At 66.2% G+C, this 20,336-nt stretch carries 23 protein-coding genes; 13 read left to right on the top strand and 10 right to left on the bottom strand.

Features of this window, described 5'->3' with window-relative positions; all coding sequences use genetic code 11:
• Positions 1 to 58 precede the first annotated feature (58 nt).
• Entirely contained in the window at positions 59 to 589 is a 531-nt protein-coding gene (locus tag BLP73_RS05340) for a nucleotide exchange factor GrpE (protein WP_090741430.1), read from the bottom strand.
• 7 nt (positions 590 to 596) lie between these two features.
• Positions 597 to 1,652, bottom strand: a complete 1,056-nt coding sequence (gene hrcA / locus BLP73_RS05335) for a heat-inducible transcriptional repressor HrcA (protein WP_090741062.1) — start codon at positions 1,650 to 1,652, stop codon at positions 597 to 599.
• Positions 1,653 to 1,723: 71 nt separating this feature from the next.
• On the opposite strand from hrcA, the gene rph reads away from it, so the two are divergent.
• Genes rph through BLP73_RS05315 form a run of 4 tightly spaced genes read left to right on the top strand, consistent with a single transcriptional unit; the run spans position 1,724 to position 4,577 of the window.
• On the top strand, positions 1,724 to 2,437 hold the full coding sequence (gene rph, locus BLP73_RS05330; RefSeq protein WP_090741060.1) for a ribonuclease PH: 714 nt from the start codon (positions 1,724 to 1,726) through the stop codon (positions 2,435 to 2,437).
• Entirely contained in the window at positions 2,434 to 3,042 is a 609-nt protein-coding gene (locus tag BLP73_RS05325) for a non-canonical purine NTP pyrophosphatase (RefSeq protein WP_090741057.1), read from the top strand. The genes rph and BLP73_RS05325 overlap by 4 nt, the downstream gene beginning before the upstream one ends.
• Positions 3,035 to 4,219: a radical SAM family heme chaperone HemW gene (hemW, locus tag BLP73_RS05320; protein ID WP_090741055.1), complete on the top strand. Its 1,185-nt coding sequence runs from the start codon at positions 3,035 to 3,037 to the stop codon at positions 4,217 to 4,219. Before BLP73_RS05325 ends, hemW begins: the two co-directional genes overlap by 8 nt.
• A 4-nt stretch (positions 4,220 to 4,223) precedes the next feature.
• Positions 4,224 to 4,577 (top strand): YbaN family protein, encoded by a 354-nt coding sequence (locus BLP73_RS05315; protein WP_090741053.1) that lies wholly within the window; start codon positions 4,224 to 4,226, stop codon positions 4,575 to 4,577.
• 15 nt (positions 4,578 to 4,592) lie between these two features.
• On the opposite strand, the gene BLP73_RS05310 is transcribed toward BLP73_RS05315, so the two are convergent.
• The 7 genes from BLP73_RS05310 to BLP73_RS05280 form a co-directional block, all read right to left on the bottom strand.
• Positions 4,593 to 5,489: a ParB/RepB/Spo0J family partition protein gene (locus BLP73_RS05310; protein ID WP_090741051.1), complete on the bottom strand. Its 897-nt coding sequence runs from the start codon at positions 5,487 to 5,489 to the stop codon at positions 4,593 to 4,595.
• On the bottom strand, positions 5,489 to 6,274 hold the full coding sequence (locus BLP73_RS05305; protein WP_090741049.1) for a ParA family protein: 786 nt from the start codon (positions 6,272 to 6,274) through the stop codon (positions 5,489 to 5,491). The genes BLP73_RS05310 and BLP73_RS05305 overlap by 1 nt, the downstream gene beginning before the upstream one ends.
• The gene (gene rsmG / locus BLP73_RS05300; protein ID WP_090741047.1) at positions 6,267 to 6,857 is read right to left on the bottom strand and encodes a 16S rRNA (guanine(527)-N(7))-methyltransferase RsmG; all 591 of its coding nucleotides are present in this window, start codon (positions 6,855 to 6,857) and stop codon (positions 6,267 to 6,269) included. The genes BLP73_RS05305 and rsmG overlap by 8 nt, the downstream gene beginning before the upstream one ends.
• A complete protein-coding gene (gene mnmG, locus BLP73_RS05295; RefSeq protein ID WP_175453244.1) occupies positions 6,854 to 8,710 on the bottom strand; it encodes a tRNA uridine-5-carboxymethylaminomethyl(34) synthesis enzyme MnmG in 1,857 nt (618 codons plus the stop codon). Before mnmG ends, rsmG begins: the two co-directional genes overlap by 4 nt.
• An 11-nt stretch (positions 8,711 to 8,721) precedes the next feature.
• Positions 8,722 to 9,990: a tRNA uridine-5-carboxymethylaminomethyl(34) synthesis GTPase MnmE gene (mnmE, locus tag BLP73_RS05290; RefSeq protein ID WP_090741043.1), complete on the bottom strand. Its 1,269-nt coding sequence runs from the start codon at positions 9,988 to 9,990 to the stop codon at positions 8,722 to 8,724.
• Positions 9,991 to 10,000: 10 nt separating this feature from the next.
• Positions 10,001 to 11,272 (bottom strand): transcription termination factor Rho, encoded by a 1,272-nt coding sequence (gene rho / locus BLP73_RS05285; RefSeq protein ID WP_090741041.1) that lies wholly within the window; start codon positions 11,270 to 11,272, stop codon positions 10,001 to 10,003.
• 127 nt (positions 11,273 to 11,399) lie between these two features.
• Entirely contained in the window at positions 11,400 to 11,846 is a 447-nt protein-coding gene (locus BLP73_RS05280) for a CopD family protein (RefSeq protein ID WP_090741039.1), read from the bottom strand.
• A gap of 485 nt (positions 11,847 to 12,331) precedes the next feature.
• Between BLP73_RS05280 and BLP73_RS05275 the strand changes: the two genes are divergently transcribed.
• From BLP73_RS05275 to BLP73_RS05260, 4 genes are read left to right on the top strand one after another with little or no spacing between them, the layout of a single operon-like run.
• Positions 12,332 to 13,186: a shikimate dehydrogenase gene (locus BLP73_RS05275; RefSeq protein ID WP_090741037.1), complete on the top strand. Its 855-nt coding sequence runs from the start codon at positions 12,332 to 12,334 to the stop codon at positions 13,184 to 13,186.
• Complete coding sequence (coaE, locus tag BLP73_RS05270; protein ID WP_090741035.1) at positions 13,183 to 13,770, top strand: dephospho-CoA kinase; 588 nt, start codon at positions 13,183 to 13,185, stop codon at positions 13,768 to 13,770. The genes BLP73_RS05275 and coaE overlap by 4 nt, the downstream gene beginning before the upstream one ends.
• Positions 13,763 to 14,467: a DNA polymerase III subunit epsilon gene (gene dnaQ / locus BLP73_RS05265; RefSeq protein ID WP_090741033.1), complete on the top strand. Its 705-nt coding sequence runs from the start codon at positions 13,763 to 13,765 to the stop codon at positions 14,465 to 14,467. Before coaE ends, dnaQ begins: the two co-directional genes overlap by 8 nt.
• Before the next feature lie 58 nt (positions 14,468 to 14,525).
• Positions 14,526 to 15,407 (top strand): YihY/virulence factor BrkB family protein, encoded by an 882-nt coding sequence (locus BLP73_RS05260; protein WP_090741031.1) that lies wholly within the window; start codon positions 14,526 to 14,528, stop codon positions 15,405 to 15,407.
• Positions 15,408 to 15,438: 31 nt separating this feature from the next.
• Here the strand turns inward: BLP73_RS05260 and BLP73_RS05255 are convergent, their stop codons facing one another.
• Positions 15,439 to 16,242 (bottom strand): response regulator, encoded by an 804-nt coding sequence (locus BLP73_RS05255; RefSeq protein ID WP_090741029.1) that lies wholly within the window; start codon positions 16,240 to 16,242, stop codon positions 15,439 to 15,441.
• Between the two features lie 133 nt (positions 16,243 to 16,375).
• On the opposite strand from BLP73_RS05255, the gene BLP73_RS05250 reads away from it, so the two are divergent.
• Genes BLP73_RS05250 through BLP73_RS05230 form a run of 5 tightly spaced genes read left to right on the top strand, consistent with a single transcriptional unit; the run spans position 16,376 to position 20,309 of the window.
• The gene (locus BLP73_RS05250; protein WP_245686556.1) at positions 16,376 to 16,486 is read left to right on the top strand and encodes a NepR family anti-sigma factor; all 111 of its coding nucleotides are present in this window, start codon (positions 16,376 to 16,378) and stop codon (positions 16,484 to 16,486) included.
• Between the two features lie 40 nt (positions 16,487 to 16,526).
• Positions 16,527 to 17,096, top strand: coding sequence for an RNA polymerase sigma factor (locus tag BLP73_RS05245; RefSeq protein ID WP_090741027.1), 570 nt, complete (start codon positions 16,527 to 16,529; stop codon positions 17,094 to 17,096).
• Between the two features lie 37 nt (positions 17,097 to 17,133).
• Positions 17,134 to 18,897, top strand: coding sequence for a sensor histidine kinase (locus tag BLP73_RS05240; RefSeq protein WP_245686555.1), 1,764 nt, complete (start codon positions 17,134 to 17,136; stop codon positions 18,895 to 18,897).
• Between the two features lie 39 nt (positions 18,898 to 18,936).
• Complete coding sequence (locus BLP73_RS05235) at positions 18,937 to 19,653, top strand: paraquat-inducible protein A (protein ID WP_342672081.1); 717 nt, start codon at positions 18,937 to 18,939, stop codon at positions 19,651 to 19,653.
• On the top strand, positions 19,650 to 20,309 hold the full coding sequence (locus BLP73_RS05230; protein ID WP_090741023.1) for a paraquat-inducible protein A: 660 nt from the start codon (positions 19,650 to 19,652) through the stop codon (positions 20,307 to 20,309). The genes BLP73_RS05235 and BLP73_RS05230 overlap by 4 nt, the downstream gene beginning before the upstream one ends.
• Positions 20,310 to 20,336 lie beyond the last annotated feature (27 nt).

The raw sequence follows: 20,336 nt of genomic DNA, 5'->3' as shown, positions 1-20,336 counted from the left end.
AGCGATCGGCCCCGACGGGGACCGGCCGGGGATCAGACGAGGTGCCCTGCCGGACGGATCAGCTGGCCGGCATGGAGGAGACGCCGACCTTCGCGGGCCGCAGCAGGCGGTCGTGCAGGCGGAAGCCATTGTCCATCACCTGGATGATGTTGCCGGCGACGGTGCCGGGGACCGGCGCCTCGAACATGGCCTCGTGCTCGGTCGGATCGAAGCGGTCGCCCGGCTGCGGGCGGATCACCGTGATGCCGTGCTTGGTGAAGACGTTGTCCAGCTCGCGCAGCGTCAGCTCGACCCCCTCGATCAGGGCGGCGGCCGCGGCGCGCTGCTCGTCGCTGGCGGCGTCGAGGGCGCGGGTCAGCGCGTCATGGACCGGCAGCAGGTCGCGGGCGAGGCGCGAGCCGCCATATTGCTCGGCGTCGCGGCGATCCTTGTCGGCCCGCTTGCGCGAGTTCTCGGCATCGGCGAGGGCGCGCATCCACTTGTCGCGCAGCTCGTCGCGCTCGGCCGACAGGCGCGCCAGTTCGGCATCGGCCTCGGCCTGCGGCTCGTCCAGCATCTCGTCCAGGGGCTGCTCGTTTGGCTCGTTCATCTTCACTTCATCCTTTCCGGCCGGACAGCACACGCCCGACCAGCTGCGCGGTATAGTCCACGATCGGGACGATGCGGCCATAGTTCAGCCGGGTCGGGCCGATCACCCCCACCGCACCCACGATCTTACGGTCGGCATTCATATAGGGCGAAACCACCAGAGCGGAACCCGAAAGTGAAAAAAGCTTGTTCTCCGAGCCGATGAAGATGCGGACGCCGTCCCCCCGCTCGGTCAGCTCGAGAAACTCGACGATGTCGCGCTTTCGCTCGAGATCGTCGAAGAGGACGCGGATGCGGTCGAGATCGGCGATCTCGCTGTCCAGAAGGTTCGACCGGCCCCGCACGATCAGGCGCGGATCCGAGCTTTCGTTGCCCCAGAGGGCGATCCCCGATTCCACCAGCTCGGCCGCCATCACGTCCAGCTCGGCCCGGCGCTGCGCGATCTGATGGCCGATCTGCGCGCGCAGCTCGGCCAGGGTCCGGCCCTCGGCCATCGCGTTGAGGAAGTTGCCCGCCTCGCGCATCGAGGACGGCGTCTGCCCGGCCGGCGGCGTGAAGATGCGGTTCTCGACATGCCCGTCCGCGAAGACCAGGACGACCAGCGCGCGGTCGGCGCCGAGGCTGACGAACTCGATATGCCGGATCGGCGCCTCGTGCTTGGGCATCAGCACCAGCGAGGCGCCGCGCGTGATCAAGCTGAGCGCGGTCGAGACGCGGTCCAGCAGCACGCCCGTGTCCGGATCGTCATTGCCGAGCGTCTGGTCGATGGCGGCGCGGTCGGTCGGGTCCAGCCGGTCGACCTCCATCATGCCGTCCACGAACAGCCGCAGCCCCTGCTGGGACGGCAGCCGCCCGGCCGAGACATGCGGGCTGTCCAGAAGCCCCATGAATTCGAGGTCCTGCATGACGTTGCGCACGGTCGCCGCGCTAAGCTTTTCGGAAAGCGCCCGTGTCAGGGTCCGCGAGCCGACCGGCTCGCCGGTTTCCAGATAGGTTTCGACGACGCGGCGGAACACCTCGCGAGAGCGTTCGTTCAGCTCGTGCAGCAGCGTTTCTTGGCTCATTGGCCTCGCGGGGTTGCGGATCGGTGCCCTCGGACGCTATGGGGCAGCTGTCTTCACGAAAAGGATGAGTCATGCGCCCTTCAGGCCGGAATCTAAGCCAAATGCGTCCGATTTCAATCGAAACCGGGGTGATGCGGCATGCCGAGGGCTCGTGCCTGATCCGCTGCGGCGAAACTCATGTCCTCTGCACCGCCTCGATTGAGGAAACGCCGCCGCGCTTCCTGAAGGGAACGGGCCTTGGATGGGTGACCGCCGAATACGGGATGCTGCCGCGCGCGACCAACACGCGCAACCGCCGCGAGGCGGCGCAGGGCAAGCAATCAGGGCGGACGCAGGAGATCCAGCGCCTCATTGGCCGCAGCCTGCGCGCGGGCGTCGATCGCAGCGCCCTGGGCGAGCGGCAGATCACCATCGACTGCGACGTGATCCAGGCCGATGGCGGCACGCGCTGCGCCTCGATCACCGGGGGCTGGGTGGCGCTGCGCCTGGCGGTGAACAAGCTGCTGAAGGCGGGCGCCATCGTCAGCGATCCGATCGTCGACCACGTCGCGGCCGTCAGCTGCGGGATCTATGCCGGCCAGCCCCTGCTGGATCTGGATTACGCCGAGGACAGCGAGGCGGGCACCGACGGCAACTTCGTGATGACCGGCGCGGGCCGGCTGATCGAGGTGCAGATGTCGGCCGAAGGCGCCACCTTCTCGCGCGGCGAGATGGGGCAGCTTCTGGACCTGGCCGAGGCCGGCATGGCCGAGCTGGTGGCGGCGCAGAAAGCGGCGCTGGCATGAGGCGCTTCACCGAGAAGCGCCTGCTGGTCGCGACGCATAACGCCGGCAAGCTGGACGAGATGCGCGCGCTGCTGGCGCCCTACGGCGTCGAGGTCTCGGGCGCCGCGGAGATGAGCTTGGCCGAGCCGGTCGAGACCGAGGACAGCTTCATCGGCAACGCCCGCATCAAAGCCCGCGCAGCGGTGGAGGCGACCGGCCTGCCCGCCCTGGCCGATGACAGCGGCATCACCGTGGACGCGCTGGATGGCGCGCCGGGCGTCTACACGGCCGATTGGGCCGAGACCGGACATGGCCGCGATTTCCCCATGGCGATGGCCCGCACCTGGTCCGAGCTGCTGGCGACCGGCAGGGCGGCCCCCTTCCACGCGCAGTTCCGCTGCACGCTGGTCCTGATGTGGCCGGACGGGCATGACGAGACCTTCGAGGGCGTCCTGCCCGGTCAGGTCGTCTGGCCGCCGCGTGGCGCCGAGGGGCACGGCTATGACCCGATCTTCCAGCCGGACGGCCATGACGTGACCCTAGGCGAGATGAGCGCCGAGATGAAGAACAGCCTGAGCCACAGAAGCCGGGCCATGCAGCAACTTGTCGAGAAGGTCCTTGGCTGAACACGCACCCCTGGCGGAGCTATCCGAGGACTGGCGCGCAGGCGGCTTCGGCCTCTACGTCCACTGGCCGTTCTGCGCGGCGAAATGCCCCTATTGCGACTTCAACAGCCATGTCTCGGCCCATGTGGATCAAGCGCGCTGGGCGCGTGCCCTCGGCGCCGAGATCGCCCGCCTGGCCGGCGAACTTCCCGACCGCCATCTGACCAGCATCTTCTTCGGCGGCGGCACGCCGTCGCTCATGGCGCCCGAGACCGTCGACAGCGTGCTGCGGGCGGCGCGGGCGGCCTGGGGCTTTGTCAACGACATCGAGATCACGCTCGAGGCGAACCCCACCAGCGTCGAGATGGGCCGCTTCCGGGGCTTTGCCGAGGCGGGCGTGAACCGGCTGTCGATGGGCGTGCAGTCCCTGCGCGACGACGACCTGCGTCGGCTCGGCCGCCAGCACTCGGCCGCCGAGGCCATGGCCGCCTTCGACGTCGCCCGCACCGTCTTCGCGCGCGTCAGCTTCGATCTGATCTATGCCCGGCAGGGTCAGGATCGCGCCGCCTGGCGGGCCGAGCTTGGCGAAGCGCTGGCGATGGCGGTGGACCACCTGTCGCTCTACCAGCTGACGGTCGAGCCGGGCACGGCCTTCGGGCGGCGCGCCGAGAAGGGCCTGCTGCGCGGACTACCGGACGATGACCTGGCCGCCGATCTCTACGCCGAGACGCACGACATCTGCGCCGAGGCCGGGCTGCCGCTCTACGAGATCTCGAACCACGCTCGGCCGGGCGCTGAGAGCCGCCACAACCTTGTCTACTGGCGCCAGGGGGACTGGGCGGCCGTGGGTCCCGGCGCGCATGGGCGCATCACCCTGCCTGAGGGCCGCGTCGCGACCGAGGCCCTGCGCGCACCCGGGGCCTGGCTGGCCGCGGTCGAGAATCGTGGAACAGGGGAAACCCTGCGGACGTTGGTTCCCCGGGACGAACAGGGCACCGAATACCTGCTGATGGGGATGCGATTGGCCGAGGGAATCGACGAGGAACGGCTGGCGCGCCTTGCCGGCCGTCCACTGGACGAGGCGAGCCTCGCGCGTCTTCAGGACATGGGCATGATCCAGCGGCAGGATGGTCGCGTCCGGGCCACGCAGGACGGTCGGCCGGTCCTGAACGCCATCCTGCGCGAACTGGCGGCCTGATCCGATGCGGCATCTTTGGCTGGCGGTGGGGTGGACCTTTGCGGCACTGGGCGTGGTGGGCATCGCCCTGCCGATCATGCCGACCGTGCCCTTCCTGCTCGTGGCGGCCTGGGCCTTCGCCCGGTCCTCGCCCGCCTTGCAGAAGCGCATCTTGGACCATCCAAGCTACGGTCCGCATGTGCGCGCATGGCAAGAGCGGGGAGCCGTCGGGCCGCTGGCCAAGGCTTGGGCGATCATCGCGATGACCGGCGGAGTCGGCCTCTCGGCCTATGTTGGAATGCCGCCGGTCGTGGTGGGGGTGCAGGCCGCGATCTGCGCAGCAGTCGGTGTCTTCCTGCTGACACGTCCCTCCAGCTGACGCTACATATTGTGGTTAGTTCTGGCCAGACAACAACTGGCAGAGCTGGTCGAGCTGGTCAAGTGACCGGTAGGTGAGGATCAGCTGACCGCCATCCTGTCCGAGGTGCCGGATCTCCACACCCATCCGCAGCTGCGCCGCAAGATCGGCCTCTAAGGCGCGGGTGTCGCTGTCCTTGGCGTCGGACGTGCTGCGACGACGCGCCGGCGCTGCCGCAGGCTCGGACAGGTTCCGCACCATGCTTTCGGTCTCGCGGACCGAGAGCCCCTTCTCGATCACCCGCCGCGCCAGCTGTCCGGGGTTCTCAGCCGTCACAAGCGCGCGCGCGTGGCCCGCGGTAAGCTTCCCTTCCTTGACCAGGTCCTGCACCTGATCCGGCAGGTTCAGAAGACGCAGAAGGTTGGCGATATGGCTGCGGCTCTTGTTCAGCGCCTCGGCCAGCTTCTCCTGCGTATGGCCGAAGCGCTCCATGAGCTGCTTGAACGAGGCCGCCTCCTCGATGGCGTTCAGGTCGGCACGCTGGATGTTCTCGATGATCGCGACTTCCAGCATCTCGGTGTCCGAGAATTCCCGAATGATGACGGGAAGCTCGTGGAGTTGCGCCATCTGGGCCGCGCGCCAGCGCCGCTCGCCCGCGACGATCTGGAACAGCGCCGGATCTTCGGGATGCGGCCGGACGATCAGCGGCTGAAGAACCCCGCGCGCCTTGAGCGATGCAGCCAGCTCCTGCAGGGCATCGGGATCGAAGCTGCGCCGCGGCTGGTTGGGATTTGCGGTGATCTGCTCGATCGGCAGCATCGTGCGGCCGGGCTTGGCGATGTCGGCCTGCGGCGACGGCTCTACCTCGATCTCGGCCATCAGCGCCGAGAGACCTCGGCCCAGGCCGCGCTTGGCTGTCTTCAACTCGGTCATCAGGCAGTCTCCGCTACGAGGTTGAGGCGGCTTGCGAATTCCTTGGCGAACTGGCGGTAGGCGACACTGCCCTTCGAGGACGGATCGTAGGCAAGAACCGGCATTGCGTGCGAAGGCGCCTCGGAAACGCGCACGTTCCGGGGGATCACGGTCGGGTAGACAAGCTCGCCCAAGGTCGCCCGCGCATCGGCCTCGACCTGCTGCGACAGGTTGTTGCGATAGTCCGACATCGTGAGGAGGATGCCGTTGATGCGCAGGTTGGGGTTGGCCGACTGGCGAACCTGCTGAACCGTCGCGAGCAACTGGGAAAGCCCTTCAAGAGCATAGAATTCGGCTTGAAGCGGGACCAAAACGCCCTGCGCCGCCACCATCGCGTTCAGCGTCAACAGGCCAAGCGCCGGTGGGCAGTCGATCAGGACGATGCTGCCGGCCGGTGCGGCTTCCAGCTGCCGTGCGAGACGCCGCGTGCGGTCGGCAGTGCCTGCCAACTCGACGTCGGCCGAGGCCAGGTCAGGTGTCGAGGAGACAATGCGAAGGTTGGGGATGTCCGTGGCCAGCGCCACCTCGTCGAACGCTGCCTCGGCCGCGAGAAGGTCATAGACCGTGCGCCCACGCCGGTCCTGATCGATGCCCAGCCCGGTTGACGCATTCCCCTGGGGATCGAGATCGATCAGCGTCACCGCATGGCCCTGCTCGGCCAGCGCCGCACCGAGATTGACGGTAGTCGTCGTCTTGCCGACACCACCCTTCTGGTTGGCTATGGCGATGATATGCTTTTCAGGCATCCGACACTCCGCTGATCTTCAGGACGACGGCCTCTGGATCTGTTTTACTTGGAACGGCGGTATATTGGAACTGCCAATGCTCTTGAGCAGCTTCTATTTCCGCACGCCAGCCGCGGCCTTTCAGCAGCAAGGCTAGACCGTCTTCAGCTATGTGGCGGTTGATCCACGGCATCAGCACATCCAGCGCGGCAAGTGCCCGAGCCGATATGATTTGTGCGCGCTGCGGCTGCGCCTCTTCGATGCGTGCAGGCAAAACGTCGACATTCTGCAAGCCGAGCTCGCGGATGACGGTGCGCAGGAATGCAGCTTTACGTTGGTCGCTTTCGATCAGCGTGAAGTCAGTTTCTGTGTCTTGGAGAGCGATCGCAATGACCAGCCCAGGCAGGCCTCCGCCGCTGCCTAGATCGACCCATTTAGCGGGAGGACTCGCGAGATCCATTAGTTGCAGCGAGTCCGCGATATGGCGGCTGTCGATACCGTCCAGCGACTTTGCGGATACCAAGTTTATCCTGGCGTTCCATTTCTGGAGCAACGCCTTGTAGTGCTGGAGCCGCACTTCTGTTTCACGTGAAACAGTAGTCATCGCGCCAACGCCTGCCGCCGTGATATCGCGAGGACCAGCGCCAATGCGGCCGGCGTCATACCCTCGATCTTGGCAGCGTCTGCCAGAGTCCGAGGGCGGGCCAACCTTAACTTCCCTGCCAATTCCTTTGACAAGCCGCTTACGCCTTCGAAGTCGACTTCCGGATGAAGTTCCTCGGCTTCGCTCCGTTGTAACTCCGCAACATCGCGCGACTGGCGATCGGTAAACTGCGCGTAAGTCGCGTCGTTTCTGAGTTGCGTTCGCGTCTCTTGCGGTACCTGCCGGTAGCTGTCGGAGATGCGTTCCACAACATCCTCAGCAAGATCAGCCATCCCCAACAATTGAAATACCGAACGACGCTGCCCATCGAGGCGTACATCTACCCCCTCAGCCCGCAGCTGGTTTGGGCTGAACCGCTCGTCTTCCAACCTCTTTCGTGCAGCCAAATAAGCCTCCTGCCTACGCAAGAAATCATCATTACGCGCTTCGCGTACCAGACCACGCTCTATACCGAGCGGCGTCAGCCGCTGATCGGCATTGTCGGCGCGCAGCGTCAACCTGAACTCTGCCCGTGACGTGAACATCCTGTAGGGCTCGGTGACGCCCCGGGAGATGAGGTCGTCGATCATCACGCCAATGTAGCTTTCGGACCTGCTGAAGCGGAGCGGCGGCAGGCTTCGCGCGGCTGCCGCAGCGTTCGCGCCGGCGACCAGCCCCTGCGCTGCCGCTTCTTCGTAACCCGTCGTCCCGTTGATCTGCCCCGCACAGTAAAGACCTGACAAGCGTTTCACCTGAAGCGTTTCATCTAGCGCGCGAGGATCAAGGTAGTCATACTCCACCGCGTAACCTGGCTGAAGCAGCTCCGCCCCTTCCAGGCCGCTGATCGTGCGGACATAGGCCTGCTGGACATCCTCAGGCAGCGACGTCGAGATGCCGTTGGGGTACACCGTGTCATCCTCCAGACCCTCCGGCTCCAGGAAAACCTGGTGCGACGTCTTGTCGGCGAATCGGACCACCTTGTCTTCAATAGACGGGCAATATCGAGGTCCTCGCCCGGAAATGGCGCCACCATACATCGCAGACGAAAGGATGTTGTCGCGGATGATCTGGTGCGTCCGCTCATTCGTATGCGTGATGCCACATGGGACCTGCCTCGCCGCCGGCGCACGGTTCATGTAGGAGAACATGACCGGAACCTCATCACCGGGTTGCAATTCCACCCGCGACCAGTCGACTGTGCGACCATCAAGCCTAGGCGGCGTCCCAGTTTTCAGGCGCCCCATGGGGAGGTCCAGATTTCGCACCGACTGCCCAAGGCTTTGCGCGGAACCGCTTCCGATGCGACCTGCAGCCTTGCTCTTGTTGCCGATGTGGATCGTCCCCCCGAGGAACGTGCCGGTGGTCAAAATGACAGACGATGCCTTGATCTGTCCAACCGAGCTACACTCGACACCCGCAATGGCATCGCCATGAAGAAGAAGTGCCACGGCCTCGTCGTAGATCGTCTCGATACCTGGTTCAGCAGAGACCTCCTGCATCGCCGCAGCACGATACAATGCTCGATCCATCTGCGCCCGAGGACCTTGAACAGCCGGCCCCTTGCTGCGGTTCAGCAGCCTGAACTGGATCCCTGCAGCATCCGCAAGCCGACCCATTGCGCCGTCCAGAGCATCAACTTCCCGGACGAGATGACCTTTGCCAAGGCCTCCGATTGCCGGATTACATGAAAGGGCGCCGATGTCGTTCGGGGACATCGTGATCAAGGCGACGGAAACCCGCATGCGAGCGGCAGCAGACGCAGCCTCCAAGCCAGCATGCCCACCACCGATCACGACGACATCATAATGTTTCACGTGAAGCAGTCCTATTTTCCGATGCAGAAGGACGAGAAGACAACGTCAAGATAGTCGTCCGCGCTGATCTTTCCAACCAGTCGATCAAGGGAAGACGAAGCCGCACGTAGATGCTCTGCCACGACTTCAGAGCGCCCTTCCGCCGACAGCGCCCCAAGCGCACGCACCGCCTGTTCAAGCTCGAAGACCTGACGCTCCCGCGTCACCAGACCCGCACCCGCCACACGTTGCTCCAGCCTCTTCCGAAGTTCTTCCGTCAATTGTTCAAGGCCAAGCGCGTTGACCACCGAAACCTTCATCCCTGCCGCATCAGAGGAATGATCGGCCTTCGACGCCACCTGAAGATCGTCCGGCTGCCACAGCTCGGCTACAACAGCCCCATCCTCACTCAGATGAATCCGAAGATCGGCCTGCCGCGCCCGGTCCAGCGCCCGCGTCACACCCACCCGTTCAACAGCATCCTCGGCCTCACGCAGCCCGGCCGTATCAAGCAGCGTCACCGCAAGCCCGCCGAGATCCAGCCGTGCCTCCAAGACGTCCCTTGTCGTGCCTGCGACATCAGACACGATAGCGACTTCACGGCGCGCCAAAGCGTTGAGGAGGCTGGACTTTCCAGCGTTGGGCGGCCCGACGATAGCCACTTCGAACCCCCTGCGGATCTGCTCGGCCGCCGAAAAACCCGCGATCTCCGCTTCCATCGCATCCCGCAGCCGGGCCCCGATTTCGTAGACTTCGGCAGGAACCTCCTCGGGAACTTCCTCGTCGGCAAAGTCGATGCTCGATTCCGTCAATCCGCCCGCGCGAAGCAGAAGCTCGCGCCATTCCGCCGTCTTCCGGGCCACCTCGCCCGAAGCTGTCCGCATGGCCTGCCGGCGCTGCAGTTCGGTTTCCGCCGCCAGCAGATCCCCCAGCCCCTCGATCTCGGCCAGGTCCATCCGTCCGTTCAAGAACGCCCGGCGCGTGAACTCCCCAGCTTCGGCTGGCCGCGCGCCAAGATGCACCAGCGCCAAGCCCACCCGCCGGACGATCACCGGCGCGCCGTGGAGGTGGATTTCGCTGCTCTCCTCTCCCGTAAAGCTTTGCCTCTCGTCGAAGCGGAGCACCAAGGCCTGGTCCAGAAGCTCATCGCCCTCGTGTAGGCTGCGATAATAGGCATGGCGCGCACGCGGCAGATGGCCCGCAAGCGCCTCTGCGGCCGCGCGTGCGCCGTCTCCGCTGAGCCTGATGACCGAAACGCCCCCCCGCCCGGGCGGGGTGGCTTCTGCGAATATCAGGTCCATCAGATCCCCGTCAGGCGTTCATGGAGTCGAAGAAGTCCGCGTTCGACTTCGTCTGCTTCAACTTCGAGATCAGGAACTCGACAGCGTCGGTCGTGCCCATCGGGTTCAGGATGCGGCGCAGCAGGTAGGTCTTCTGCAAGTCCTTGGCATCGACCAGCAGCTCCTCTTTCCGAGTGCCGGACTTGAGGATGTCCATCGCCGGGAAGACGCGCTTGTCCGCAACCTTCCGGTCGAGCACGATCTCGCTGTTGCCGGTGCCCTTGAACTCCTCGAAAATCACCTCATCCATGCGCGAGCCCGTGTCGATGAGCGCCGTCGCGATGATGGTCAGGCTTCCGCCCTCTTCGATGTTCCGGGCCGCGCCAAAGAAGCGCTTCGGCCGTTGAAGCGCGTTCGCATCGACGCCGCCGGTCAGAACCTTACCGGAACTCGGCACGACTGTGTTGAAGGCCCTACCAAGTCTTGTGATCGAGTCGAGAAGGATGACAACATCTCGTTTGTGCTCGACTAAGCGCTTGGCTTTCTCGATCACCATCTCCGAAACGGCGACGTGGCGGCTGGCAGGTTCATCGAAGGTCGAAGAGATCACCTCGCCCCGAACCGAGCGCTGCATGTCCGTGACTTCTTCCGGCCGCTCGTCGATCAGAAGAACGATCAGGTAGCATTCCGGGTGGTTCTTCTCGATCGAGTGCGCGATGTTCTGCAGAAGGACGGTCTTGCCGGTCCTGGGCGGCGCCACGATCAGCGAGCGCTGGCCTTTGCCGATAGGCGCGACCAGGTCGATGATCCGCGCGCTGCGGTCGCGGATCGTCGGGTCCTCGATCTCCATCTTCAGCCGCTCGTCGGGATAAAGCGGCGTCAGGTTGTCGAAGGCGACCTTGTGGCGCGCCTTCTCGGGATCCTCGAAGTTGATCCGCTCCACCTTCGTCAGCGCGAAGTAGCGCTCGTTCTCGCCCGGTGCGCGGATTACCCCATCGACCGTGTCGCCTGTGCGCAGCGAGTGCTGCCGGATCATGTCGGGGCTCAGATAGATGTCGTCCGGGCCCGGCAGGTAGTTCGCCTCGGTCGAGCGCAGGAAGCCGAAGCCGTCCTGCACCACTTCCAGCACGCCGCCGCCGCCGATTTCCCAGCCCTCTTCGGCATGCTCCTTCAGGATCGAGAACATCATCTCGCCCTTGCGCATGGTCGAGGCGTTCTCGATCTCCCATTCCTCGGCCATCGACAGCAGGTCGGCCGGGCTTTTGGCTTTCAGATCAGAAAGGTTCAGGCGTTCTTCGCTCATGCGACGGCAACTTTCAGCGGCGCGGGACGGTCCCACGGCAAGTGTCATGTCTTCGGAGAATCCCGTACCGGACGGCCGGGGTTGCGGCGCAGATAAGCCGCGCGGCTTCCAGAGTCAATCTTTGCGATCAGAACTTGATGATGACGGCGCTGACGATGGCGACCATCAGCAGCGTCGGAACCTCGTTCATCATGCGGTAGCTGCGCCCCGGTCGTGCCGCCCCGCCCGCCAGCTGCCGCCGTTCCCGCACGCACCAGTGGTGAAAGCCGGTCATGCCGATCACGCCGGCTGCCTTGACCCAGGGCCAGACGTCGCCCCAGTTCACGATCCCCGGCGTCATCACCAGCGTCAGCCCGCTGATCCAGGTGGCGATCATCGCCGGACGCATGATCAGCCGCGCCAGCTTGTCCTCCATGATGCCGAGGCTCGCAGCCGGCTCGACCCCGCTCTGTCCCCGTTCGGCATGATAGACGTAGAGACGCGGCAGGTAGAACAGGGCCGCCATCCACGAGATGACCGCCATGACGTGGAACGCCTTGGCATACGGGTAGATCAGGAAAAGCCAGTCGGACATCGCGAACCCTGCGTTGGCCTTCTCTTAAATAAGAAAGATAAGAAAAGGAATGTTGTTGAAGTAGGGGCTGTGGGCAGCGGGATTGAAGATGCTCAGGCGGATTCATCCTCATTCTGCGGCGCTGTGGACAAATTCGGTGGAAACACATCGGAAACTCGTATTTCTAAGCAATTTCAATTATATGAAATGTGGATAAATCTGTAGATATGCCATCGGGCGCAAGGCTGTCCACAAGGCTGCGGCAACCGAGGCGCCGGTTCTGCCCATGTGGACAGCCGAGCGGCGTTCATGCTCCGTTCAAGACGAAAATCGGCCACACCGCATCCACCTGCGGCCTGTGAACACGATTCGACCCGATTCCTCCGCCGATTCCTCCACAGCGGCTTGCGCCCCTGCGGCCACATCCGGGCAAAGGCCTCTCATTCCGCCCTTTTTTCATCGCGTGCGGCGGCTTAGGCTAAACGAAACAGGACCCAGATCGCCCCATGAACGACGACCAGCCCCCCAGCCAGATCCGTCATGCGCCGCTTGCCGGCGTGATCGGGATGCCCATCGCGCATTCGCGCTCGCCCCGCCTGCATGGCCATTGGCTCGCCCGCTACAACTTGCCGGGACATTACGTGCCCCTGCCCGTTCAGCCCGAGCATCTGGCCGAGGTGCTGCGCATCCTGCCGCGCGCCGGCTTCGTCGGGGTCAACGTCACCATCCCCCACAAGGAGGCGGTGCTGACGCTGGCGGACACGGTGACGGACCGCGCCGCGCTGATCGGCGCGGCCAACACGCTGATCTTCCGGCCGGACGGCAAGATCCATGCCGACAATACCGACGGTTACGGCTTCATCGCCAACCTGCGGCAGGCGGCGCCCGACTGGCAGCCCGACACGGCGCCCGCTGCCGTGATCGGCGCGGGCGGCGCGGCCCGGGCTGTCGTCGCCTCGCTCCTGGAAACCGGCGTGCGCGAGCTTAGGATCGCCAACCGCACCCGCCTCAGGGCCGAGCAGATCAAGGCCGAGTTCGGCGCGCGCGTCGTCGTCTATGAATGGGCGCAGGTCGGCAACATGCTGGAAGGCGCCGCGACCGTCGTCAACGCCACCTCGCTCGGGATGGAGGGAAAGCAGCCGCTGCGGGTTCCGCTGGACGCGCTGCTGCCGGGGGCGCTGGTCACGGATCTCGTCTACACCCCGCTGATGACCCCTTTCCTCGTCGAGGCGCAGGCCCGCGGCTGCCGGGTCGTGGACGGGCTCGGCATGCTCCTGCACCAGGCTGCGCCGGGATTCGAGCGCTGGTTCGGCCACCGCCCTGAGGTCGATGACGAGACGCGGCGGATCGTCCTCGGATGAGCTTCCTGCTGGGCCTGACCGGCAGCATCGGCATGGGCAAGTCGACGACGGCCGCGATGTTCCGCGAGCTGGGCCACCCGGTCTGGGATGCCGACGAGGCGGTCCACCGCCTCTATGGCGCCGGCGGCGCGGCTGTCGCGCCGGTCGCGACCGCCTTCCCCGCGGCGCTGCAGGACGGCGCCATCGATCGCGGCGCGCTGAAGGAGGCTCTGGCAGCCGAGCCGGAGGCCCTGGCCCGCCTGGAGGAGATCGTCCATCCGCTCGTGGCTGCCGATCGCGACGCCTTCGTTGCGGCCCATCGCCACGCGCCGCTGATCGTCCTCGACATCCCGCTGCTCTTTGAAAGCCGCACCCGTCCGCGGATGGACGGCATCGCCGTCGTCTCGGCAGATGCGGCCACGCAGCGGGCGCGGGTGCTGGCCCGGCCCGGCATGACGCCGCAGATGCTGGAAATGATCCTTGCACGCCAGCTGCCGGACGCCGAAAAGCGGGCGCGGGCGGATTGGGTGATCCCGACCGACACCCGGGAGGCCGCGCGCGCCGCGGTCGCGGCCATCGTGAAGGAGATTGCGCCCGATGCGTGAGATCGTGCTGGACACCGAGACGACGGGTTTCGACGCCGAGGGCGCCGACCGCATCGTCGAGATCGGGGCGCTGGAACTGCTGAACCACCTGCCGACCGGGCGGACCTTCCACGTCTACATCAACCCCGAACGGTCGATGCCCGCCGACGCCTTCGAGGTCCATGGCCTCGGCGACGACTTCCTGCGCGACAAGCCCCGTTTTGCGCAGGTCGCGCAGGACTTCATGCAATTCATCGGCACCGACTCGCGGCTGGTGATCCACAACGCCACCTTCGACATGCGCTTCCTGAACGCCGAGCTGCGGCGCTGCGGCCTGCCCGCGCTGCCCATGAGCCGCGCGCTCGACACGCTGGATCTGGCCAAGCGCCGCTTCCCCGGCTCTCCGGCCTCGCTCGACGCGCTCTGCCGCCGGTTCGGCGTCGACAACGGCAGCCGCGAGCTGCACGGCGCGCTCTTGGACTCCGAGCTGCTGGCCGAGGTCTATCTGGAGCTTGTGGGCGGCCGGCAGCCGGACCTGGTGCTGGACCAGCCGGGCGCGGTCGCCGCCGGCGCCGAGGGAGGGTCGTCCCATCAGCCGCGCCCGCCCCGGCCGCGCGCCCTGCCGCCCCGCCTCACGCCGGCCGAGGCCGAGGCACATGCCGCTTTCGTCGCCAAGCTGGGCGACACGGCGATCTGGACGCGCTACCTGCCGGCCTAGCCGCCCTTGCGCGCGCGCCTGTCGCCGATCATTCTGCATCCAAAGCTGGTGAGGTCGGATGCTCGAGGCCCTGCGCGAATTCGGCTCGTTCTGGGCCGCCGTCTTTGAAAGGATGGACAAGACCCACATGACGCTGATCGCGGCCGGGGTCGCGTTCTACGCCATGTTCGCGGTCTTTCCCGGCCTTGGCGCCATTATCTCGCTCTGGAGCCTATGGTTCGACCCGGCCGTGATCATGACCTACCTGGACGTCGCGCATGAGTTTATGCCCGAGGGCGCGGCCGAGATCGTCGACGACCAGGTGCTCACCCTGACGACGGCGCAGGACACGACGGTCGGCTGGACCTCGTTCCTGTCCTTCCTGATCGCGACCGTGGCGGCGCGGGCCGGGGTGGACGCGCTGATCCGGGGGCTGAACGCGGCCTACGGGGTGCGCGCGCATTCGACCGTCTTCGGCTTCCTGCTGGCCTACCTGCTGACGCTGGTGATCGTCGGCATCTCGCTGGCGGGTCTTGCCACGATCCTCATCGTGCCGCTGGCGCTGAACTACATGGTGTTCGAGCCGGTGCGCCCGGTTCTGGTCAGCGCCCTGCCTTGGGCCGGCATGTTCGTGCTGGTGATCCTGACCATCGGCATCCTCTACCGCTACGGGCCGAACGTGAAGACGCCCCGGACGCCGATCCTGACGCTCGGGGCCTTCTTCGCGGCGGTGCTGTGGTCGGCAGGCTCGATCGCCTTCTCGGCCTATCTGAGCAGCTTCAACAGCTACAACCGGATCTACGGCTCGATCGGCACGGTCGTCGCGCTGCTGATGTGGTTCTACCTTGCGGGCTTTTCGGTGCTGCTGGGCGCGCTGATCAATGTCGAGATGGCGCGGCGGCGGCGGATGCGGGCGGCGCGCGAGCTGCGCGCCGAGGCCAAGGCCAGCCGCAAGGGCTGAGGGCGCGCCGGGCGCGCCCTCGCCGGCGGGATCAGGCCTCAAGGCCCTCGGTCGAAGCGAAGAACATCGCCTGGCTCACGGCCGAACGCACCTGCTCCTCGCTGTAGGGTTTCGAGATCAGGAAGGCGGGCTCGGGGCGCTCGCCGGTCAGCAGGCGCTCGGGGAAGGCGGTGATGAAGATCACCGGGATCTCGCCCATGTCGCGCAGCAGCTCGTTCACCGCGTCCACCCCCGACGAGCCGTCGGCCAGCTGGATGTCCGCCAGGATCAGGTCCGGGCGGTGCTTGCCGGCCAGGTCGATGGCGGCGGTGTGGGTGCGGGCGACGCCGGTGACCTCGTGGCCCATCGACTGCACGATGCCCTTGAGGTCCATCGCGATGATCATCTCGTCCTCGATCACCATGACGCGGCCGCGCAGCGCGCTGCTCATCTCGTTCAGGGCGATCTGCACCAGCTCCTCGGCCTCGGACGGCTCGATCTGCATCACGCGGGCGATCTGGTCGGGCCGCAGTTCCTCGATCGTGCGCAGCAGCAGCGCCTCGCGCGAGTTTGCGGTCAGCCCGCGCAGATGGTCCTGCGCCCGGCGCTCGCGCGCGGACAGGTCGGCCTCCTCGATGGGTTGGCCCGAGCTTTGCCAGATCACGTGGAACGTCTTGAACAGGCCGATGCGCACGTCATCCTCGCCATCCAGAACCGATCGGTCGGTGAGGATCGCCTCCAGCGTGGCGGCGGCATAATTGTCGCCAGCACTCTGGCTTCCCGTCAGGGCGCGGGCGTAGCGGCGCAGGTAGGGAAGCTCGCGCCCGATGGATTGGGCCAGGTCGGCAGAGTTCATTTACACAGTCCTCTTAATTCGCGTCTTGCAAGGAACCATTTTGACGACCTATCGGTTGCATCAGGTGCGCACAAGTTTTTCGGGACTTATAACAACGATGACGACCAAGAGAGAGGACCGTCGGAGAGCGGCCGTGGAACAACAGATCGACGAGAATCTCAAACGTGTATACGACCAGGACGCCACCATCGATGTTCCGGACCGGTTCCTCGAACTGCTGCAGAAGCTGAAAGAGCAGAAGTGAAGTTCCCCGCAGATACCAGCTTCGAGCGATATTAAAGAACATGACGACTTCCGGTGCCTCTTCTGACCCGCGCGATCAGCTGGTTGACCATCTCCCTGCGCTGCGGGCGTTTGCGCTGTCGCTGACGCGCGAGGGCTCGGCCGCCGACGACCTGGTGCAGGACACCATCGTGAAGGCGTGGACGAACATGGAGAAGTTCCAGGCCGGCACGAACCTGCGGGCATGGCTCTTCACCATCCTGCGCAACACCTTCTACTCGGCCCGGCGCAAGACCAAGCGCGAGGTGAGCGACAGCGACGGCATTCATGCCGCCCGCCAGGCCACTCGCCCGGACCATGACGGCCGGCTGGCGCTGAAGGATTTCCGGGCGGCCTTCTCGCGGCTTCCCGACGAGCAGCGCGAGGCGCTGATCCTGGTCGGCGCCTCGGGCTTTTCCTACGAGGAAGCGGCCGGCATGACCGGCGTCGCCGTGGGCACGGTCAAGTCGCGCGCCAATCGCGGCCGCCGCAAGCTGGCGGAACTGCTGCATCTGGAAAGCGGAGAGGAACTGGAGATGACCGATCAGGCGACGCTCGCCGTCATGGCACAGAGCCAGTCGACGTCGCGTTAATGCGGCGCTGACAGTGCTGCGGCGCATATCCGAACGAATGGATTTCACCCGGAGGCTCGGCTTCCGGCTGATCGCGCTGTTGTCGGTCGCCATCCTGCCCATCGGCCTCATCTCGCTGGTCCAAAACCTTCACCTATCGCGAGAGGCCGAGCGCAGCGCCGAGATCGCCCTTCTGGGCCGCACCGCCTCTGCAGCCTCGGGCGAGCGGGCGCTGCTGCAAAGCGCCCTCGGCTCGGCCGACGCGCTCGGGCCTGCCATCCTCGAGAACCTCGACCGGCCCGAGGCCTGCTCGGACCTTCTGCGCAACTTCGTCGAGCGCAGCGCCACCTATGTCGCCGCCGGCTTCGTGCCTCTGAACGGCCTTGCCGACTGCACGTCGGGCGAGGGCGGCACCGTGGACATGCGCGGCTTCGACGCCTTCAAGACCTTCCTGGCCAGCCCGACGACGCAGGTCCTGTCGATGTCGCAAGGCCCCCTCAGCGGCCGGGCGGTGGTCGTGGTCATGCAGCCGCTCTACCGCGACCGCGAGCTTCTGGGCTATACCGGCGTGTCGCTGACGCAGGAACTGCTGCGTTCCACCCATTCCCTCAGCTTCGGGACCGAGGGCGCGCGCATCCTGACCTTCAACCATCTTGGCGAAGTGCTGACGGCCGACAGCCAGCTGGGGCTGGAGGGAACCGATCTCCTGCCCCAGGGGGTCGCCTTGGCCGACCTCGCGGCGCAGACCGAAACCACCTTCCGCGCGATGGCAAACAACGACGAGCGGCGCGTCTTCAGCGTCGTGAGCGTGGTGCCGGGCCTCGTCTATGCCTTGGGCAGCTGGAATCCCCGGGCGATCGGGATCGGCGGCTTCCAGCTGTCGCGCTTTGGCGCCATCATCCTGCCGGTCGCGCTGTGGGCGGTGTCGCTGGCCGTGGCCTACCTGGCCGTGTTCCGGCTGGTCCTGCGCCATATCGGCGTCTTGCGGGGCCAGATGCGGCGCTTCGCCATCGGCAACCGCGACACCGCCCCGCCCGTCCTCGAGGGCGCGCCGACCGAGATCATGGATGTCAGCCAGACCTTCCACAACATGGCACGCATCCTGATCCGCGACGAGGAGGCGATGGAGCAGGCCGTGGCCGAGAAGACGGTCCTGCTGAAGGAAGTGCACCACCGCGTGAAGAACAACCTCCAGCTCATCGCGTCGATCATCAACATGCAGAGCCGGCTCATCGACGACAAGGACGCCAAGCGCGTGCTGCGCTCGATCCAGGATCGCGTGGCGGCGCTGGCGACGATCTACCGCGCGCTCTACCAGGCCGAGCAGCTGGATTCGGTCGAGGTCGATCACCTCCTCACCGAGATCGTCAGCCAGCTCAGCAGCGTCTCGACCTCGCCGGATCGCCCGCTGCGTATCGAGACCGATCTGGTGCCGATTACCATGCTGCCCGACCAAGCCGTGCCGCTGACCCTTCTGGCGACCGAGGCCTTCACCAACGCGGTGAAATATGCCGACACCTCCTCGGCGACCGAGCCGCCGCTGGTCCGCGTCCGGCTCTGCGTGACCGAGCCGGGCCGGGCGCGGCTGGTCATCGACAACACCGTGGCGCAGGAGCCGCGGCCGGGGGCGACGCGCGGACTGGGCACGCAGCTGATCGAGGCCTTCGCCATGCAGCTCGACGGCCGCGTGCACGAGGAGACGGTGCAGGGGATGCACCGGCTCTCGGTCGATTTCGAGATGATGCACAATGCCGGCGCTCATGGCGCCGAGGGCCGCAAGGTCGTGCTGACCTCCGCCGCGCGGGCCGGGGCGCGGCACTAGCGGCGCACTTGCGCTATGCGGCGCGGCGTCTATCTTCAGATGATGGAACATCCTCCGCGCTACGATCTGGCCACCGGCCGCGGCCTCGTCGCCTGCCCCCGCTGCGACGCGCTGCACCTGGAGGAGGACCTGTCGCCCGGCGAGACGGCGCGCTGCATCCGCTGCGGCAACGTGCTGGCCAAGCCCCGGGCCGGCGCCTTCGCGCAGCTGATCGCGCTGTCCTTCACCTCGATGGTGCTGCTGATCGGGGCGATCTTCTTTCCCTTCCTCGAGGTCTCGACCTTCGGCTTCGGCAATGCCAGCTCGCTCTTCGACGTGGCGCTGGCCTTTTCGTCCGGGGTGCTGCTGCCCCTGGTGCTGGCGGTGCTGGCGATGATCATCGGCCTGCCCATCCTGCGCTCGTTCCTGCTGCTCTACACGCTCGTGCCGCTGGCGCAGGAGCGGCCGCCCTACCGCTACGCCGCGACCGCCTTCCGATGGGCCGAGATGCTGCGCCCCTGGTCCATGGCCGAGATCTTCGTGATCGGCACCGCCGTCGCGCTGGTCAAGGTCGCCGGGCTCGCATCGGTCCATCTCGGCCCTGCCTTCTGGGCCTTCTGCGCGTTGATCTTCGTGAACCTCGCCAGCCGCGCTTTCATGTGCCAGACCTCGATCTGGGACGCGATCGAGGATGCGGGCTTGGCCACCGACGACCGCGCGCCCACCGGGCCGCCCGCCGAGGCCATCCCGGCCCCTGCCCCCGGACCCCGGTCATGAGCGCCCTGCCCGAGGATCGCGCCGCACCGGTCCTGACCGCCCACCGCGCGGGGCTGATCGGCTGCAGCAGCTGCGGCCGGGTCTGGCCGGTGACGGAAAGTCACTGCCACCGCTGCGGCGCGCAGCTCGTGCCGCCGGACCGCCGCGGGTTGCAGGCGGTCTGGGCCTGGCTGATCGCGGGCATGATCGCCTACATCCCCGCCAACCTCTTTCCAATGATGCGCACGCAGACCTTCGCCGGCCTTGCCGGCAATTCCGAGGCGACCATCGTCGGCGGCATCATCGAGCTGATGCATTACGGCAGCTACGACATCGCCATCATCGTCTTCGTCGCCTCGCTCGTCGTCCCGATCGGCAAGTTCATCGCCATCGCCTGGCTCGCCATCGTCGCCGGCCGTCCCGCCACCGTCGAGCAGGCGCATACACGGCTGAAGGTCTACGAGGTGGTCGAGTTCATCGGCCGCTGGTCGATGATCGACGTCTTCGTCGTGGCGATCCTGTCGGCGCTGGTGCAGCTGGGCTTCGTCGCCTCGATCCACCCCGGCCCGGCGGCCGTGTGCTTCGCCTTGTCCGTTGCATTCACAATGCTTTCCGCGCAAAGCTTCGATGCAAGGCTCATCTGGCGCGGCCTGCCGCTTCGCAGCCGCAGCACCTAGAACCGGGCCGCGGCAGGGACAGCAAGG

The sequence above is a fragment of the Paracoccus tibetensis genome, from assembly GCF_900102505.1.
GTDB classification, from domain to species: domain Bacteria; phylum Pseudomonadota; class Alphaproteobacteria; order Rhodobacterales; family Rhodobacteraceae; genus Paracoccus; species Paracoccus tibetensis.
Note: the sequence above shows the minus strand (reverse complement) of the source record. Positions and strands in the feature narration are given on the sequence as shown.